Source organism: Microbacterium sp. F51-2R (assembly GCF_052180235.1).
Taxonomy (GTDB): Bacteria; Actinomycetota; Actinomycetes; order Actinomycetales; family Microbacteriaceae; genus Microbacterium.
The window spans coordinates 2,758,233-2,773,486 of the sequence record NZ_CP197470.1 but is presented as its reverse complement, the minus strand read 5'-3'; the positions used below and the strand labels follow the sequence as shown (position 1 = coordinate 2,773,486).

At 72.0% G+C, this 15,254-nt stretch carries 12 protein-coding genes; 4 read left to right on the top strand and 8 right to left on the bottom strand.

Translation table 11 applies throughout. The annotated features are described in order from the left end of the window. Window positions 1–59 precede the first annotated feature (59 nt). From ACSBPH_RS12185 to ACSBPH_RS12175, 3 genes are all read right to left on the bottom strand, one after another. On the bottom strand, window positions 60–818 hold the full coding sequence (locus tag ACSBPH_RS12185; RefSeq protein ID WP_442574596.1) for an SDR family NAD(P)-dependent oxidoreductase: 759 nt from the start codon (window positions 816–818) through the stop codon (window positions 60–62). A gap of 21 nt (window positions 819–839) precedes the next feature. Then, window positions 840–1,688 carry a fumarylacetoacetate hydrolase family protein gene (locus tag ACSBPH_RS12180; protein WP_442574595.1) on the bottom strand — a complete coding sequence of 283 codons (849 nt, stop codon included), beginning with the start codon at window positions 1,686–1,688 and terminating at the stop codon, window positions 840–842. Between the two features lie 129 nt (window positions 1,689–1,817). Beyond that, entirely contained in the window at window positions 1,818–3,008 is a 1,191-nt protein-coding gene (locus ACSBPH_RS12175) for an acyl-CoA dehydrogenase family protein (protein WP_442574594.1), read from the bottom strand. A gap of 80 nt (window positions 3,009–3,088) precedes the next feature. Between ACSBPH_RS12175 and ACSBPH_RS12170 the strand changes: the two genes are divergently transcribed. After that, the gene (locus tag ACSBPH_RS12170) at window positions 3,089–3,913 is read left to right on the top strand and encodes a zinc-ribbon domain-containing protein (RefSeq protein ID WP_442574593.1); all 825 of its coding nucleotides are present in this window, start codon (window positions 3,089–3,091) and stop codon (window positions 3,911–3,913) included. Between the two features lie 114 nt (window positions 3,914–4,027). Further along, window positions 4,028–4,963: a helix-turn-helix domain-containing protein gene (locus ACSBPH_RS12165; protein WP_442577303.1), complete on the top strand. Its 936-nt coding sequence runs from the start codon at window positions 4,028–4,030 to the stop codon at window positions 4,961–4,963. A gap of 51 nt (window positions 4,964–5,014) precedes the next feature. Here the strand turns inward: ACSBPH_RS12165 and ACSBPH_RS12160 are convergent, their stop codons facing one another. The 5 genes from ACSBPH_RS12160 to efeU form a co-directional block, all read right to left on the bottom strand. Then, window positions 5,015–5,758, bottom strand: a complete 744-nt coding sequence (locus ACSBPH_RS12160; protein WP_442574592.1) for a sulfite exporter TauE/SafE family protein — start codon at window positions 5,756–5,758, stop codon at window positions 5,015–5,017. 1,060 nt (window positions 5,759–6,818) lie between these two features. After that, window positions 6,819–9,029, bottom strand: a complete 2,211-nt coding sequence (locus ACSBPH_RS12155; protein ID WP_442574591.1) for a PEP/pyruvate-binding domain-containing protein — start codon at window positions 9,027–9,029, stop codon at window positions 6,819–6,821. A 736-nt stretch (window positions 9,030–9,765) separates the two neighbouring features. After that, window positions 9,766–11,211, bottom strand: coding sequence for an iron uptake transporter deferrochelatase/peroxidase subunit (efeB, locus tag ACSBPH_RS12150; RefSeq protein ID WP_442574590.1), 1,446 nt, complete (start codon window positions 11,209–11,211; stop codon window positions 9,766–9,768). A 1-nt stretch (window position 11,212) separates the two neighbouring features. Then, a complete protein-coding gene (efeO, locus tag ACSBPH_RS12145; protein WP_442574589.1) occupies window positions 11,213–12,442 on the bottom strand; it encodes an iron uptake system protein EfeO in 1,230 nt (409 codons plus the stop codon). After that, entirely contained in the window at window positions 12,439–13,467 is a 1,029-nt protein-coding gene (gene efeU / locus ACSBPH_RS12140) for an iron uptake transporter permease EfeU (RefSeq protein ID WP_442574588.1), read from the bottom strand. Before efeU ends, efeO begins: the two co-directional genes overlap by 4 nt. Before the next feature lie 279 nt (window positions 13,468–13,746). Between efeU and ACSBPH_RS12135 the strand changes: the two genes are divergently transcribed. Both ACSBPH_RS12135 and ACSBPH_RS12130 read left to right on the top strand, forming a co-directional pair. Beyond that, window positions 13,747–14,415 carry a GAP family protein gene (locus tag ACSBPH_RS12135; RefSeq protein ID WP_442574587.1) on the top strand — a complete coding sequence of 223 codons (669 nt, stop codon included), beginning with the start codon at window positions 13,747–13,749 and terminating at the stop codon, window positions 14,413–14,415. A gap of 367 nt (window positions 14,416–14,782) precedes the next feature. Further along, window positions 14,783–15,247, top strand: a complete 465-nt coding sequence (locus tag ACSBPH_RS12130; RefSeq protein WP_442574586.1) for a hypothetical protein — start codon at window positions 14,783–14,785, stop codon at window positions 15,245–15,247. The last annotated feature ends 7 nt before the right edge of the window (window positions 15,248–15,254 follow it).

Below are 15,254 nucleotides of genomic sequence, written 5' to 3'. Positions count from 1 at the left end.
GGCGTGTCGCTCCGACGTTGTGGCGATCTCCCGCGTTGTGGCGGGCGGCTCCGGGGCCCTCAGGAGGTCGGCGGGCGAAGCCGCAAGCCCTGCATGCCGCCGTCGACGGCGAGCGCGACTCCGGCCGTCGATCCGGCACGAGGACTCACGAGGTAGGCGACGGCGTCGGCGACCTCCTCCGCCGAGACGAGGCGCCCGTGCGGCTGACGCGCCTCGAGCGCCGCGCGCTCGGCGCCCGGGTCGGGCGCCGAGTCCAGGAGCCGCGCGACCCACGGGGTGTCGGCCGTGCCCGGATTGACGGCGTTCACGCGGATCCCCTCGCGCAGGTGATCGGCGGCCATCGCGAGGGTGAGCGAGAGCACGGCGCCCTTCGTCGCGCTGTAGAGGGCCCGCTGCGGCAGGCCCGCCGTCGCCGCGATCGACGACGTGTTGCAGATCGCCGCGGCCGGCGAACGCCGCAGGTGCGGGAGCGCGGCCCGGCTCACGCGCGCCATGCCGACGACGTTGATGTCGAAGACGCGGTGCCACTCCTGGTCGGAGTTCGCGGCGACATCGCCCTGCGCGCCGACCCCCGCATTGTTGACGAGGATGTCGAGGCGCCCGAACGTCTCGATCACGGCTTCGACCCCCGCGACGACCGAGGCGTCGTCGGTCACGTCGACGGCGAGCGCGAGGTCGGCGTGGGACGCGGCATCCGGATTCACGTCGAAGACCGCGACGCGCGCGCCGTCCTCCTGCAGACGGCGCGCGATCGCGGCACCGAGTCCCGAGGCGCCGCCGGTCACGACGGCGACGAGCTCCTCCAGTGGTGCGGACATTCGTCTCCCTCCCGCCGCGGCTCAGCCCGCGACGACGTTCTGGTGCTGACGGCCGAGTCCGTCGATCTCGAGCTCGACGACGTCGCCGGCCGCAAGGTACGGGAACCGGCCCGAGAGCGCGACGCCCTCGGGGGTGCCGGTGAGAATGACGTCGCCCGGCTCGAGCACGAGGTGACGGCTCAGCTCGAAGACGATCCGGTCGATGCCGAAGATGAGGTCGGACGTGCGCGAGTCCTGCCGGGGCTCGCCGTTGACGCGGCTCTGCAGGCGCACGTCGTCGGCATCGATCTCGTCGGGTGTCGCGAGCCACGGGCCGAGCGGGCAGAAGCCGGGGGCCGACTTGCCCTTCGACCACTGCCCGCCCGAGATGCTCAGCTGCCAGTCGCGCTCCGAGAGGTCGTTCGCGACCGCATATCCCGCGACGTGGGCACGGGCGTCCGCGACCGAGTCGAGGTACGAGGCGCGCGCCCCGATGACGACCGCGAGTTCGACCTCCCAGTCGGTCTTGACGCTCCCGCGCGGGATCGCGACGTCGTCGTCGGGGCCGACGACCGTGTTGGGCGACTTCATGAACATCACCATGTTCTCGGGCGGGGCTGAGCCGGACTCCGCCGCGTGCGCGGCGTAGTTCATGCCGATGCAGTACACGGCGGACGGGCGCGCGATCGGGGCGCCGACGCGGCGGGACGCGGCATCCGTCACCTCCGGAAGCTCGCCCGCTGCCAGGGCGCGCTGCGTGACCGCGACGGGATCGGCCGCCAGGAACGCCCCGTCGACGTCGGTCGCGACCGCGCGGAGGTCGAACGCGCGGTCACCCTCCCACACCACGGGGATCTCGGCGCCGATCGGGCCCAGTCGTGCGAATCTCATGCGGTTCTCCTGCCGGATCGGTGACGTTTCATTCAGGATGCCTCAGCCCGGCGCATCGGCGCGCGCTCAGCGGTCGAGAGCTCGGTGTGGCGGGGTGGCCGCGCGCCGCTGCGCGCGGGCGCGCACGGGCTACCCGCGGAAAGCCGGAATGCCCGTGATGTGCTGCCCGAGCACGAGCGTGTGGACCTCGTCGGTGCCCTCGTAGGTGCGCACCGACTCCAGGTTGTTGGCGTGCCGGAGGGGCGAGTGGTCGAGCGTGATGCCGTTGCCGCCGAGCACGGCGCGCGCCTCGCGCGCGATCTCGATCGCGATGCGCGTGTTGTTGAGCTTCGCCGCCGAGATCATGTGCGGCTCGAGGCGTCCGGCATCCTTCCGCCGCCCCACGTGCAGGGCGAGAAGCTGCGCCTTCTGGATCTCCAGCGCCCAGTTCGCGAGCTTCTGCTGCGTCAGCTGGAACCCCGCGAGCGGGCGGCCGAACTGCATCCGGCCGAGGGCGTACGCCAGGGTCTCGTCGAAGCAGTCGCGGGCCGCGCCGACGGCGCCCCACGCGATGCCGTAGCGCGCCTCGTTGAGGCACGAGAACGCGCCGCCGAGCCCGGTCGCACCCGGCAGCACGGCGGTCTCGGGCAGGCGCACGTCGACGAGGTCGAGGTCGCACTGGATCGACGCGCGCATCGAGAGCTTCTGGCCGATGGGAGTCGCCGTGAAGCCCGGGGTCGCGGTCGGCACGACGAAGCCGCGCACACCCTCGTCGGTGCGCGCCCAGATGATCGCGACGTCGGCGATCGACGCCAGGCCGATCCACCGCTTGGCGCCGTCGAGCACCCACTCGCCGCCCTCGAGGCGCGCCGTCGTGGCCATGCTCGCGGGGTCGGATCCCGCCGTCGGCTCGGTGAGGCCGAAGCATCCGATCGCCTCTCCGCGCGCCATCCGGGGGAGCCACTCCTCCCGCTGCTCCGGCGACCCGTGGCGGTGGATCGCCGTCATCGCGAGCGAGCCCTGCACCGAGACGAAGGTGCGGATGCCGGAATCCCCGGCCTCGAGCTCCTGCATGGCGAGCCCGTACTCGACGGCCGACCGGCCGGCACAGCCGTAGCCCTCGAGATGCATTCCGAGCAGGCCGAGGTCCGCGAGCTCGGGCACGAGGTCGAGCGGGAAGGTCGCGGTGTCGAACCACTCCGCGATGTGCGGACGGATGCGGCGGCCCACGAACGCGCGGACGGTCTCTCGCACCGCGAGCTCGGACTCGGTGAACTCGTCGTCGAGGCCGAGCAGGTCGCTCGCGGAGCGGAGGTCTGGGTCATGGGGGGCGGGCGTCACGGTGACTCCTTCGTCGGCTTGCACTGTCGAGTGTGCAGCACCGGCCGGCGATGTGGGTGGTCCGGGGTACCGTGCCGTGCATGGCGGAGCGGGTCGAGGCGTGGTGGGCGAGGCGGCAGTTCTCGCGCGGCGTCGACGTGCCGTACCCGATCGGCACGTATCGCGAGGCATGGGCGCCGTATCCCATGCTCATCCGGCAGTACCACCCCGACCTCAACGCGGGCATCACCCTCACCCAGATCCCGCCAGCGGCCGACGTGCTGCTGCTCTGGCAGTGCGAGGCCGGGCACAAGTTCGTCGCGACGCCGGCCGAGCAGCGATCGCGGCCGGGAGCGCAGCGTCGCCGGTCGGCGTGGTGCCCCGACTGCCTGACGCTCGCGAAGCCCGCGCCTGTGCGCCCCGCCGGGCAGGCCCGCCCGAAGCCGCGCAAGCCCGCCAAGCCGGTGTGCGACAAGACCCCCCCGATCCCGGTCGGCGAGCCCTTCGTCAGCCAGTGCGCGCCCAAGCCCGCCTCGGCGGTCGAGGCGCGACTGCGCACCGACCTGTTCGCGCGGCTCGGCGTGACGCCCGGCTTCACCGCCGTGCGGGTCGCGAGGCCCTTCTTCGGGCACGTCGAGGTCTGGCCCGACATCCTCCTGCCCGAACTGCGGATCGCCGTCGAGTATGACAGCACGGGCCGGTTCGGCCTGGAGCACGTCGGCGACCGCCAGGACTCCGATCAGCGCAAAGACCGGCTGCTGCGCGCGGCCGGGTGGGAGGTCGTGCGCGTGCGCACCGGCAAGCTCGAGGCGCTCGGCCCGTATGACGTCCAGGTCTCCACGATGGGCCCGCGAGGACTCGACCGGCTCATCGACGCCTTTCGCGACATCCGGGGTCCGCTCTTCGTCGATGCGTACCTCCGCTAGGTGGGAGTACAACGTACGCAATCGGCGCACGGGTGCACGAGAATGGAGCGAGAGATGAACGCCTCCTCGCCCGGGCGTGCGGTTTGCGAAGGGTAGGAGCCCTCCTTGAGTCAGGTGCTTGCGCTCGAGTCGCGTGACGGTCAGGCGGTCGAAGAGACGTGGCGGCAGTTCGTGCCGTCGGCGAAGCTTCATCAGGTCGATCCCCGCACGTTCGAGTTCCAGTGGACGTCGGTCGCCCTCGACGATTTCTCGGTCGTCAAGTACGAGCTCGCGGCATCCGTGCAGTCGGCGATCGAGCCGACCGACGAGATGATGGCGTGCCGCGTCGCCGTGCGCGACGGGTGGGTGCGCACCCCGGGGCGGGAGCTCAACGCCCGCCTTCCGTGGCTCGCAATCGACGGGCCCACGTCCGCGCGCTGGAACGGCCGCGCGCAGGTGCGCGCGTTCGTCTTCCCGCGCGAGTACGCGCAGCAGTACGCCCGCACCGCGAGCGGGGACGATCGCCTCATCCTCAAGATGACGGATGCCTCGCCCCGCACCCCTGCGCTCGCCGAGCACTGGGAGCGCACCTACCACCACGTCATGTCGTCGCTGCTGTCGCTGGCCGCGACGGGCGAGTCCGACCCGCTCCTGGAGGCGGAGCTGCGCCGGCATGCGCTGCGCACGACGCTCGCCGCGTTCCCGACGACCTTCCTCGACGCCCTCGACCGCACGGCGCAGCGGGGCGCGGCGCCTCGCACCGTCCGCCGGGCGATCGCCTACATCGAGCAGCACGCGCGCGAGCCGATCACCGTCGACGACATCGCCGCGGCGGTCAGCATCTCGACGCGCGGGCTGCAGTACGCCTTCAAGCGCGCGCTCGATGTGACCCCGACGGAGTATCTGCGCGGGGTACGGCTCGACGGGGCGCATGCCGATCTGAAGGCGGATGCCTCGGCATCCGTCGCCGACATCGCCCGCCGCTGGGGCTTCGCCGGACCCTCGAAATTCGCCAAGTACTACCGGGAGGCATACGGCCGGAGCCCGCGCGACACCGTGCGGATGGGGTGAGCGGCGCAGGGGCGGGGCGGCCTTGCGGTCTCGACTCGCGGACGTGAGCCGTCAGAACAGCAGGTAGACCGCCGCGACGATCGTGAGGGCGTAGACGACGCGCTCGAACACGGCCTGATTCATGCGATCGGCGAGGAGGCGCCCCGCGAGTCCGCCGAGGAGGACCGCCGGCACGAGCACGAGGTCGATGAGAAGCGTGTGCGCATCGAGCAGCCCGAGGCCGACCGCGAAGGGGAGCTTGGCGATGTTGACGATCGCGAAGAACCAGGCCGCCGTCCCGAGGAAGGCCTTGACCTCGAAGCGCGAGGCGAGGAAGTACATCGACATGACGGGTCCGCCGGCGTTGGCGACCATCGTGGTGAAGCCGCCGAGCGTGCCGTAGCCGATCGACGCGGCGCGGCCGCCCTGGCCGAGGGCGGATGACCCGGCCGTGCGCCGCCGCAGCCAGAAGGTCACCGCCACGACGACGAGGAGGATGACGCCGATCGTCCGGCGCACCCAGTCGTCGTTCGCGAGCGCGAGGAACACCGCCCCCACGATGAGCCCCGCGACGACGGCGGGGGCCAGCCGCGCGAGGGTCTTCCAGTCGGCGTGCCGGCGGTACATCAGCAACGCCAGTGCGTCGCCGACGATGAGCAGGACGAGGAGCGTCGCGGTCGACGTGCGCGCAGGGAGGACCGCCGCGAACAGCGCGACGGCGAGCGTGCCGCCGCCGGGCAGAGCCGTCTTCGACAGGCCGACGACCAGCGCGCCGAGCGCGAGGACGCTCCACATGAGCGGGGTGAGCTCGACCATCTAGACGCGGCGGGCTCGGGTCGGCATGGGTTCCAGGCTAGGGCCGATCCGCGGGCGTGCGCGCCGCGTGTCCTCGCTCGCGATCGGCTGGGATCGGGGTTGGCGGGGCTGGGGTGTGTCGGGGCTCGGGGTGGCGCGGTTCAGGTGTGGCGGGGCTCGGGGTGGCGGGGCTCAGGTGTGGCGGGGCTCGGGGTGGCGCGGTTCAGGGGTGGCGGGGCTCGGGGTGGCGGGGCTCGGGTGTGGCGGGGCTCGGGGTGGCGGGGTTCAGGTGGGGCGGGGTTCGGGGTGGCGGGGCTCGGGGTGGCGGGGCTCGGGGTGGCGGGGTGTCTGATCACGGCCGCCCATAACTCCGGAGTTTCGGGCGGGGTGGGCTGGTTTCCCGGCCATTCGGGTGGGTCGCCGCCGGTTTCTCCGGAGTTGTGAACGCATTCCGCGCTGACTTGCCCTTCACGTGGGCCATTCGGGGTCATTCGGGGTCGCTCGGGCGTGCCGATGCCGAGAGCGCCGTCTCGCGACGGGCAACGGGCGCCGAGGCCGGCGCCTCGCTATGGCCGACGGATGCCGCGGCATCCGTCACCCACTTGCCATTCGTTCGCGCAACTCGACGCCGAATTGCCACATCAACTGGCAACTCGGCGCGGGCGTCGGGGAACGCGAGGCCCGGGAGCCGCGGCGGTCGGGGCGGGAGCGTGCCCTGAGCTGCGGCGGGAGGGATGCCGCGGCCTCGGTTCACAGACTTGCCGGGTGTCCGGGCCGCGCATAACTCCGGAGATCCGGGCCGGGTCGGGCCGGTTTCCCGGCATTTCGGGTGGGTCGCCACCGGTTTCTCCGGAGTTGTGAACGCATTCCGGCGCTGACTCGCCACACGTCGGCCTCCTCCAGAGATCTGACATGGCGGACGGATGCCGCGGCATCCGTCACCCAGTTGCAACTCGTTCGCGCAACTCGACGCCGAATTGCCACATCAACTGGCAACTCGGCGTCGCGGAGCACGGCCAGGCACGCGCCGAACCGCCACCCCGGCCGCGCCGCGCCGCGGCCCGCCGAACCCATGCCGGGCTCAGCGGCCGCCGAACTCCCGGACCTGCTTGCACACGAGCCGGGCGTTCTCGAGGATCTTGAGCTCGAGGTCGAGGGAGGCCTCCTTGTCGTTCGCGCCCGCGACGATGGAGCACTCGTCGTAGTAGCCGGGCGTCGCGGCGCAGTACGCGCGCTCGACGCGCTTGGCGATGTCGACGATCTCGAGCATCCGGGCTCGGGGGAGGACGGCATCCGTCCTCTCCGGAGCGTCGCGAGCGGGCTTCGCGAACCGCGTGACGGTCAGGCTGATCGGCTCGGCGTCGGAGTAGAAGCCCGCGATCGTGACCTCCGACCACGTCCCCGCGTCGGGGTTCGTCACGAGGTTGTTGCCCTGCTGCACCGACAGCGAATAGCCGTAGACGTCCTGCGTATTGAGCACGCGGGTGACGACGACGGCGTTGGCCGCGACATCCGATTCCGTGTCGTAGGCGGGCACGATCGCGAGGCCCATCGCGATCGTCGTCTGGTCGATGCGGGCGAACGAGCGCTCCTCGACGGCGCGCTTGTTCCACAGGCTCGCGTACACGCCCTTGATCGCGCAGCCGACCGACTTCGGCTTGACCTTCTGCTTCACGGCACCGCCGCCGTCGCCGCCGCCGTCGCCGCCATCGTCGATCTCGACCCTGCACGGGCCGATGGGACGGTCGGGCTTGGTCGTGTCGGCCGAGTAGCTGTCGTGCAGGCCCGCGCCGTCGAAGTCGGGCACGTCCTCGGCGTTGGCGCTCGAGCGCACCTTGACCTTCTTGACGCCCGGCAGCACGGCGTCGAGCTTCGCGCGCACGGCTTCGAGCGCGCCCGGCGGGAACGAGGCCGCCATGATGCCGTCGCGGATGTCGGCCGTGCGCCGCGCACGGTCCTTGGGCGAGAGACGGCCCGCCTGCTCGTCGGCAACGAAGGTGTCGATCAGCGCCCGCACGTCGGAGTTCGGCGGATGCTCGATGAAGTCGCGGTAAGCCTGCAGAGGCACGGCGAACCCGTGCGGCACGAGGTCGTAGCCGCAGGTCGCGCTCGGCGTGCCCGGCTGGCCCACGCGGCCGAGCACCGCCCGATGCGCGAGGAAGCCGAGGTTCGCGGCCTTCGAACCGTAGCGGGCGGCGTGCGCGCGGGTCTGCCGGGGCGTGCCGGCGGCGATCTCGTCATAGGAGCGGAGCGCCTCCTCCGGCTCCCACTCCAGCCGGAGGAGCGGGCGCTGCATGCGCTCGGCGAGCTTCGCCGCCACGACCTCGTCGGTCGTCGGCTCGATGACGAAGTCGTCTTTGCCGACCACGAGGTGCACGGGTTGGTCGGCGAAGGGCGCGAGCCGCGGATGCTGCGGGCCCGCGTCGCGCAGTACGGCGTTCGGCGTGCCGCGCTCCTTCGACTTGAGATTGACGTGGGAGTTGGTGTCTTGCACGGCACGCGTCAGCACGCCGGCGACGACCGAGAGGTCGAGGGGCAGCTCGTCGAACACCGGGATGTCGCTCGCGGCGAGATCGTCGCCGTCGACGGGGAAGATCCGCAGGTGCCCCCACGCCTCGCCGGTGTTGAGCGGCACGTACCGGATGCCGCCGAGAATGCGGTCGATCGGGAGCACATCGACGGCGAGGTCGGCGAGTCGATCCGCGACATCCGCGGTCGTCTGCTGCGCGCCGGTCGAGACGAAGGCGAACCGCGCGCCCGCGATGCGCACGCGGTCTTTCACGAGACGCACGGCTTCGACGACGGCTTCTTCGCGGATGACGTCCTGCGGATAGAACTGCACGGCATAGATGAGAGCGGATGCCTCGTCCAGCGCGTAGCTGCGGAGGGTCCCCGCGATGTAGCGCTTGTCGTCGGTGAAGTAGGTCGCCGCGTTGAAGTCGTCGAGCGACTCCGGAACGCCGAAGGTCTCGACGCCGAAGTAGTAGTGCGACTGCGCCGAGACCGGCACGCGGCCGTCGCGCGTGAAGTTGCCGTTGACGAAACGCACGACGGGGGCCTGGACCTGCCGCCGGTCGATGAGGAACCGCGCGGCGCGGCCGTTCGCGACGAGGTCGCTCGCCGGTGTCGAGACGGCACCGAACATGTCGGCCGTGTCGATGCTCTCGATCGCGAGCGGAAGCGCGGTGCGCGTCCCGGCGGGCGGCACGAAAGGGCGCGGCGCGTAACGCTCGTCTGGAAGGAAGGCCGGGTCGGTCGCGTCGGCGCGCGGTCGCGGCAGGAATCCGGTCATGGCATGCCCTCTCTCTGAGCCCCCTCGGCCCGAGAGCCGCCCAGGACCGATGCAACCGGAGTGGCCGGGCGCGGTCAAGGGCCGGGTCGGTCGAGGATCCGTCTGTGGTGGAGGGCGCGGGCGTGGTCGAGGGCGCGGGCGTGGTCGAGGGCGGGCATGGTCGAGGGCGGGCATGGTCGAGGGCGGGCATGGTCGAGGACGGGGGCGTGGTCGAGGGCGGGCGTGGTCGAGGACGGGGGCGTGGTCGAGGGCGGGCGTGGTCGAGGGCGGCGCGTCCGAGCTCCCGGACCGAGCCCGAGCGCCGAGATGCCACATCTACGCGCAACTCGACGCCGAGATGCCACAACAACTGGCAACTCGGGGCAGGCGGCTGGCGGATGCCGAGGCATCTGTCTCGCGACGGACGGACGGATGCCGCGGCATCCGTCACCAATTGCCACATCTACGCGCAACTCGACGCCGAGATGCCACAACAACTGGCAACTCGAGGCAGGGGGGGGCGGACGGAAGCCGAGGCCGGGTGCTCCGAGGGGTGGCCCGACGGGCGGATGCCGAGGCTGGGGTGCTCCGACGGACGGACGGATGCCGCGGCATCCGTCACCAATTGCCACATCTACGCGCAACTCGACGCCGAGATGCCACAACAACTGGCAACTCGCGCACCAGGAGAGCACAGCCGAGCGCCGCGCACCGGCGCGCGCCCCGCGCCGCACACCCGCGCACCGGCGCGCGGGGCTCAGCCGAAGAGGGCCGAACCGACGAACGAGCCGGCCGCGATCCCGCCGGGGACGGCCCAGAGGCCCGACCCGACGTGCGTGATGTACTCCGCCATGCGGTCGGTCGACAGGGCCTTCTGGAGGGTGATGAACTGCTCCGGCCGCCGCTGGTACGACAGGAAGAAGAGGCCGGCGTCGAGGCGCCCGAGGTCGTTGTTGCCGTCGACGTAGTTGTAGCCGCGGCGGAGGATCCGCGTCCCGCCGTTGAGCGACGGGTGCGCGAGGCGCACATGGCTGCGCGCGTCGATGCTCGCCGCGCCCGAGGCATCCGTCGCCCGGAAGTCGGGCTCACTGAACTCGTCGCCGCCCGACAGCGGTGCGCCCTTCGCCTTGTCGCGCCCGATGATGGCGTTCTGCTCCGAGAGCCGCACGCGATCCCACGTCTCGATGAGCATCGCGATCTTGCGGGCGACGAGGTACGAGCCGCCGGCCATCCACGCCGGTTCATCGGATGCCGCGACCCACACGTGCTCGTCGAGCGCGGCCGTGTCGCTCGCGAGGATGTTGGCGGTGCCGTCCTTGAAGCCGAAGAGGTTGCGCGGCGTCGCCTGCGCCGTCGTCGTGCGAGAGGTGCGCCCGAAGCCGAGCTGCGACCACCGCAGCCGCGCGCGGCCGAACGCAATGCGGCTGAGGTTGCGCACGGCGTGCACGGCGACCTGCGGATCGTCGGCGCACGCCTGGATGCACAGGTCGCCTCCGGACCGCGCCGGGTCGAGGTCTTCGCCGAGGAAGGCGGGGAGCCGCTCGAGCGACGCGGGACGCTGCGCCGCGATGCCGTAGCGGTCGACCCCGTCGGCCTCGAACAGCGTGGGGCCGAAGCCGAAGGTGATCGTCAGGCCGCTCGCCGGCAGCCCCAGCGCCTCGCCGGTGTCGTCGGGCGGGGCCTCGGGTGATCCGCCGACGGCGCCCGACTCGCTCACGTCGAGCCCGCGCGTCATGCGGGCGGCCGCGTAGCTCCAGTCCTGAAGCAGCGACACGAGGTCGTCGCGGCCGGTGCCGGCCATCATGTCGAACGACGCGAAATGGAGGTGGTCCTGCACGGGAGTCGTGATGCCGGCCTGATGAGCGCCGGAGAATTCGTAGACGGATGCCGCGGCATCCGTCTGCTCCGTCCGCGCGACAGCCGAGGCCGCCGCGGCACCGCCCGCCGCTCCGACGGCGAGACCCGCCGCGCCGGCGCCGAGCGCGAGGCCGAGGAGGCCGCGACGGGAGAGCCCGGGACCCGGCGAAGCCGACTCAGCGGATGCCGGGGACGCCGCGGGTGACGCCGACTCAGCGGATGCCGGGGACGCCGCGGGTGCCGCCGACTGGCCCGACTCAGCGGACGCCGCCGGCTCCCCCGACGCCGTCGGAGGCGTCGCAGGCGACGGGCCGGCCGGTGCGCCGGCCGAGGGGTCGTACGTCATGTCAGTCGAGGACGGTCGCGGTGAGCTGCGACAACGGCTCGGCGAGGGCGTTGAGGAGGTCGGCGAGCGCGCGGCGCTCTTGATCCGAGACCGTGCGGTAGTCGACGAAGCCCGCTGCGAGGCTGCCGTGAGCGGCGAGCGCGGCCTCGAGGTCGGCGTAGGCGGCGTCGATCTGCGTCACGAGGGCCGAGCCGTCGTCGCCCTTCGCCGTCGCGAGGTCTTCCACGAGCGAGAACGCCGTCTTCGAGCCCTCGACGTTCGCGGCGAAGTCCGAGAGGTCGGTGCCCGACCACCAGTCCTCTTCGCCGGTGATCTTTCCCGTCGCGACCTCGTCGAGCAGCGCGATCGCGCCGTTGGACAGGCCCGCGACGCCCTGGTCTTCGAGCGTCGAGGCGAAGTCGGCCGAGTTCACGTAGTCGTGGAGCTCCTGCACATCGGCGACGAGCTGGTCGCCGTACTCGGCGCGCTGCGCAGGCGTCGACGGGGCCCAGTCCTGCCACGCGGGCGTCTCGCCGTCGGCGTTGAGGGCGTCCTGCGCCGGCACCCAGAGATCCTTCTCGATGCGGTGGAAGCCCGTCCAGGCGATGCCCTCCGCGACCGCGTCGACCTCGCGGTAGTCGAGGCGCGGGTCGAGGTCGCCGAGTGCCTCGGCGATCGGTTCGATGCGCTCGTAGTAGGCGCGCACCTGCGGGAACTGCGTGCGCGCGGCGTCGTCGTCTCCGGCCTTGTACGCGACGACGAGGGCCTGCACCGCGGGGACGAGTTGCCCGACCTGCTCTTCGACGAACTCGGCATAGCCGTCGATCGCGTCCTTGTGCTGGCCCGCGCCCTCCCCCTCGACGGCGACGCGGTCGCCCGTCACGGTGAAGGCCGCGCGTCCGACGCCGTCGCCGGTCATGCCGGGCTTGCACACCGTGTAGTAGTCGCCCGGCTGGGCCACGACGGTGAGGGTGCGGGAGGCGCCCGGCGCGATGTTCTCGGCCTCGCCGACGATGCGCAGGCCGTCCTTCGCGAGGAGGTAGAACTCCGTCACGTCGCTTCCGGCGTTGGTCACCTCGAACGCGAGGGTGCCGCTCTTCGCGGTCGACGCGGAGACGTCGCAGGCGTCGGCGGTGGAGGTGACGGCGATGGTGGCGGATGCCGCGGCATCCGTCTTGGCGACGCATCCGGCCAGCAGAACCGAACCGGCGGCGACCAGGGCGAGCGCGCCGACGAGGCGGGGCGAGATCATGCCGCTCCCTGCGTGGAGGGCTGCGCGGTGGTGGAGCGCCCGGCCGTGGGGTGCGTGGCGCTGGAACGCGCGGCGCTGGAACGCGCGGCGGTGGAGTGCGCGCTGGCCGCAGGGGTGTGTGCGGGCGTGACGGCCTCGCGTGCGGGGCGCGGCGCGCCCTGACGCAGCCCCCGGAGCCAGATGCCGCCGACGATGAGGATGTAGAGCGTCCAGGCGATGACCTGCAGCCACGTCATCTGCGGCATGAAGCCGACCGTCGCCTGCAGGACTGTCGCGAGCGCGCTTCCGGGCGGGATGACCGCCGTGACGTCGAAGGCCCAGCCGAACGGGAAGCCCGCGAGACCGACGGCGACCTCGCCCGTGGTGGGGACGATCGGGGCGGCTGCGGTGAACGGGCCGGGGAGGGCCCCCGCCTCCTGCAGGTCGTGGATGGCGTATGCGAGCACGCCGGCCGCCACGATGATGAGGAAGGCGCCCGTCCACGTGAAGAACACGCGGAGGTTGAGGCGCAGGGCTCCCCGCGCGAGGAGCCAGCCGAGGAGCACGGCGACGCCGAGGCCGAGGAGAGCGCCGAAGAGCGCCTGGGGCGCGTCACCGAACGACTGGACCATCGACCAGAGGAGGAGCGTCGTCTCGACGCCCTCTCGCGCGACCGACACGAAGCCGATCACGACGACCGCCCACAGGCCGCCCGTCGCGAGCGCGCGGTCGACGCCGCCCTCGAGCGACTTCTTCATGGTGCGCGCCGTGCGCTGCATCCAGAAGATCATCCACGTCACCATCGCGACGGCGACGAGCGAAAGGATGCCTCCGATGAGCTCCTGTGCCTGGAAGGTCAGCGCGTACGTGCCGAAGGTGAGGAGCGCGCCGATCGCGAGGGCGAGTGCGACGGCCAGGCCGACACCGACCCACAGTCGGGGCAGCACGTCGCGGCGCCCGAGACGGGTCAGGTAGGCGACGAGGATGCCGACGACGAGCGCGGCTTCGAGGCCTTCGCGAAGGCCGATCAAGAAGGTTGCAAGCACGTGTCTGTCCAGATTCGAGCGACGGATGAACGTGCGCCCCATCGCGCACCGGCCACGATCACCCAGGGCGGGTGAGGGTAGCCTTACCTTCCAAAGGTTAGCCGGTGGGTCGCCGCCCGGCAAACCGTGTTCACTGAGCGACACGACCGCGCTGCGCGGCGGCGCCGGGCCTCGCCCACCGCGGAGGGTGGGGCGGAATCGGCCGCGAGCCCATCCAATAAGGTGAGGCGACGCCGCGTCGGACTCGCCGATCGGCGACGGTGGCCGAGCGGGGATCGCATGCACACATTGCTCCTGCACATCGTCCCGATCGCGATCGCCCTGGCCTTCAGCACCGTGCCGATCCTCGCGGCGCTCGTGATCCTCCTGTCCCCCTTCGGCTCGCGCTCAGCCGTCCCCTTCCTCATCGGCTGGATCGGCGGGATCTTCGGCGTCGCGCTCTTGATGACCGCCCTCGCGCAGTTCCTGCCGGATTCACGCATTCCGCGGCGCGCCGAGCGGACGATCGGATGGCTCGAGATCGCCGTCGGCGCCGCCCTCATCCTCCTCGGGGTCTGGACGATCCTCCGTTCGCGCAGACGGTCGCAGCAGACGATCCCCAAGTGGATGACGTCGATCGAGAAGCTCGGTCCGTGGCCGTCTTTCGGCTTCGGCCTGCTCCTCAACATCCGCCCGAAGGGTCTGCTGCTCGCCATCGCGGCCGGCCTCGCCCTGCGGGCCGACGCGTCGTCGGGGGCCGAAGTCGCCCTGGGGCTCGCGATCTACACGCTCATCGGCGCATCGACCGTCGCCATCCCGATCCTCGCCTCGGTCTTCGCGCGCAAGGAGGTCGAGCCCCGCCTCGTCGCGGCGCGGGAGTGGCTGCTGAGCCACGGCGAGGTGCTGACGAGCATCATTCTGCTGCTCGTCGGCGCGCTCGTGATCGTGGTCGGGGTCCAGCGCCTCTAGCGCCGACCGTCTCCGGGCGTCACCCGTGAGCCTCCACCTGAGCGCCGAGAGCGTGGGTAGCACCCGCGGTGTCGGCGCTCAGATGGAGGCTCACGGTCTGGGGCACCGGGCGGGGCCGGGGCGGGCGGGGCACGGGCGGGCGCAGGGGGCGGGCGGGGCGCGGGCGGGCGCAGGGGGCGGGGGCAGGGCCCGGGGGGACAAGCCCGCGGAGGGGGTTTCGTCAAGGGCCTCCCCGCTCGAGGGGAAGGGGAGGGCGCCGAGACGCGGCATCCGACCGCCGCAAACGAACTGACGACCACGGAATGGGATCCCGTCTCGAAGCAGCCCGTCTTCAAGAGCGCGGCCGTGCGGGTCGAGCGGTGGGAGGGTGCGCGATGAAACTGCCGGTCTATCTGTCGCTGCTCAAGGAAGCGGAGCACACGCTGACTTCTTCCGCGTCGTCGCGGAGGCGCACGGCGACGAGCCCGACATCCACTTCCTCTGCCTCTCCCTCGCCGACCAGAGCGACGACCACTGCGCGCGCCTGCAGCCGATCCTCGATCGGTACGGCGAGGCGCCGGACGACGACGAGCCGGAGCGGCTGCACGTCGCGGGGGTCGCGAAGGCGCGGTCGGGTCCGCTCGGGATGCTCCGTGACCTCCAGGACCTCTACCTGCTCGCGAGCCTCACCGACATCACGTGGACGATGATCAAGCAGGCGGGTCAGGCGCTGCGCGACCGGGAGCTGCTCGCGGTCGTGGCCGAGTGCGACAAGGAGACCTCGGTGCAGCTGCGCTGGCTCAGCACGCGCATGAAGCACGCGGCACCGCAGGTGCTCATCGCGGCGCGCTGACGACGGA

Coding starts and splice junctions, on each gene's coding strand:
- ACSBPH_RS12135 (WP_442574587.1), top strand. CDS start 13,747: ATGCACACATTGCTCCTGCACATCGTCCCGATCGCGATCGCCCTGGCC.
- ACSBPH_RS12160 (WP_442574592.1), bottom strand. CDS start 5,758: ATGGTCGAGCTCACCCCGCTCATGTGGAGCGTCCTCGCGCTCGGCGCG.
- ACSBPH_RS12170 (WP_442574593.1), top strand. CDS start 3,089: ATGGCGGAGCGGGTCGAGGCGTGGTGGGCGAGGCGGCAGTTCTCGCGC.
- ACSBPH_RS12180 (WP_442574595.1), bottom strand. CDS start 1,688: ATGAGATTCGCACGACTGGGCCCGATCGGCGCCGAGATCCCCGTGGTG.
- efeO (WP_442574589.1), bottom strand. CDS start 12,442: ATGATCTCGCCCCGCCTCGTCGGCGCGCTCGCCCTGGTCGCCGCCGGT.
- efeB (WP_442574590.1), bottom strand. CDS start 11,211: ATGACGTACGACCCCTCGGCCGGCGCACCGGCCGGCCCGTCGCCTGCG.
- ACSBPH_RS12155 (WP_442574591.1), bottom strand. CDS start 9,029: ATGACCGGATTCCTGCCGCGACCGCGCGCCGACGCGACCGACCCGGCC.
- ACSBPH_RS12185 (WP_442574596.1), bottom strand. CDS start 818: ATGTCCGCACCACTGGAGGAGCTCGTCGCCGTCGTGACCGGCGGCGCC.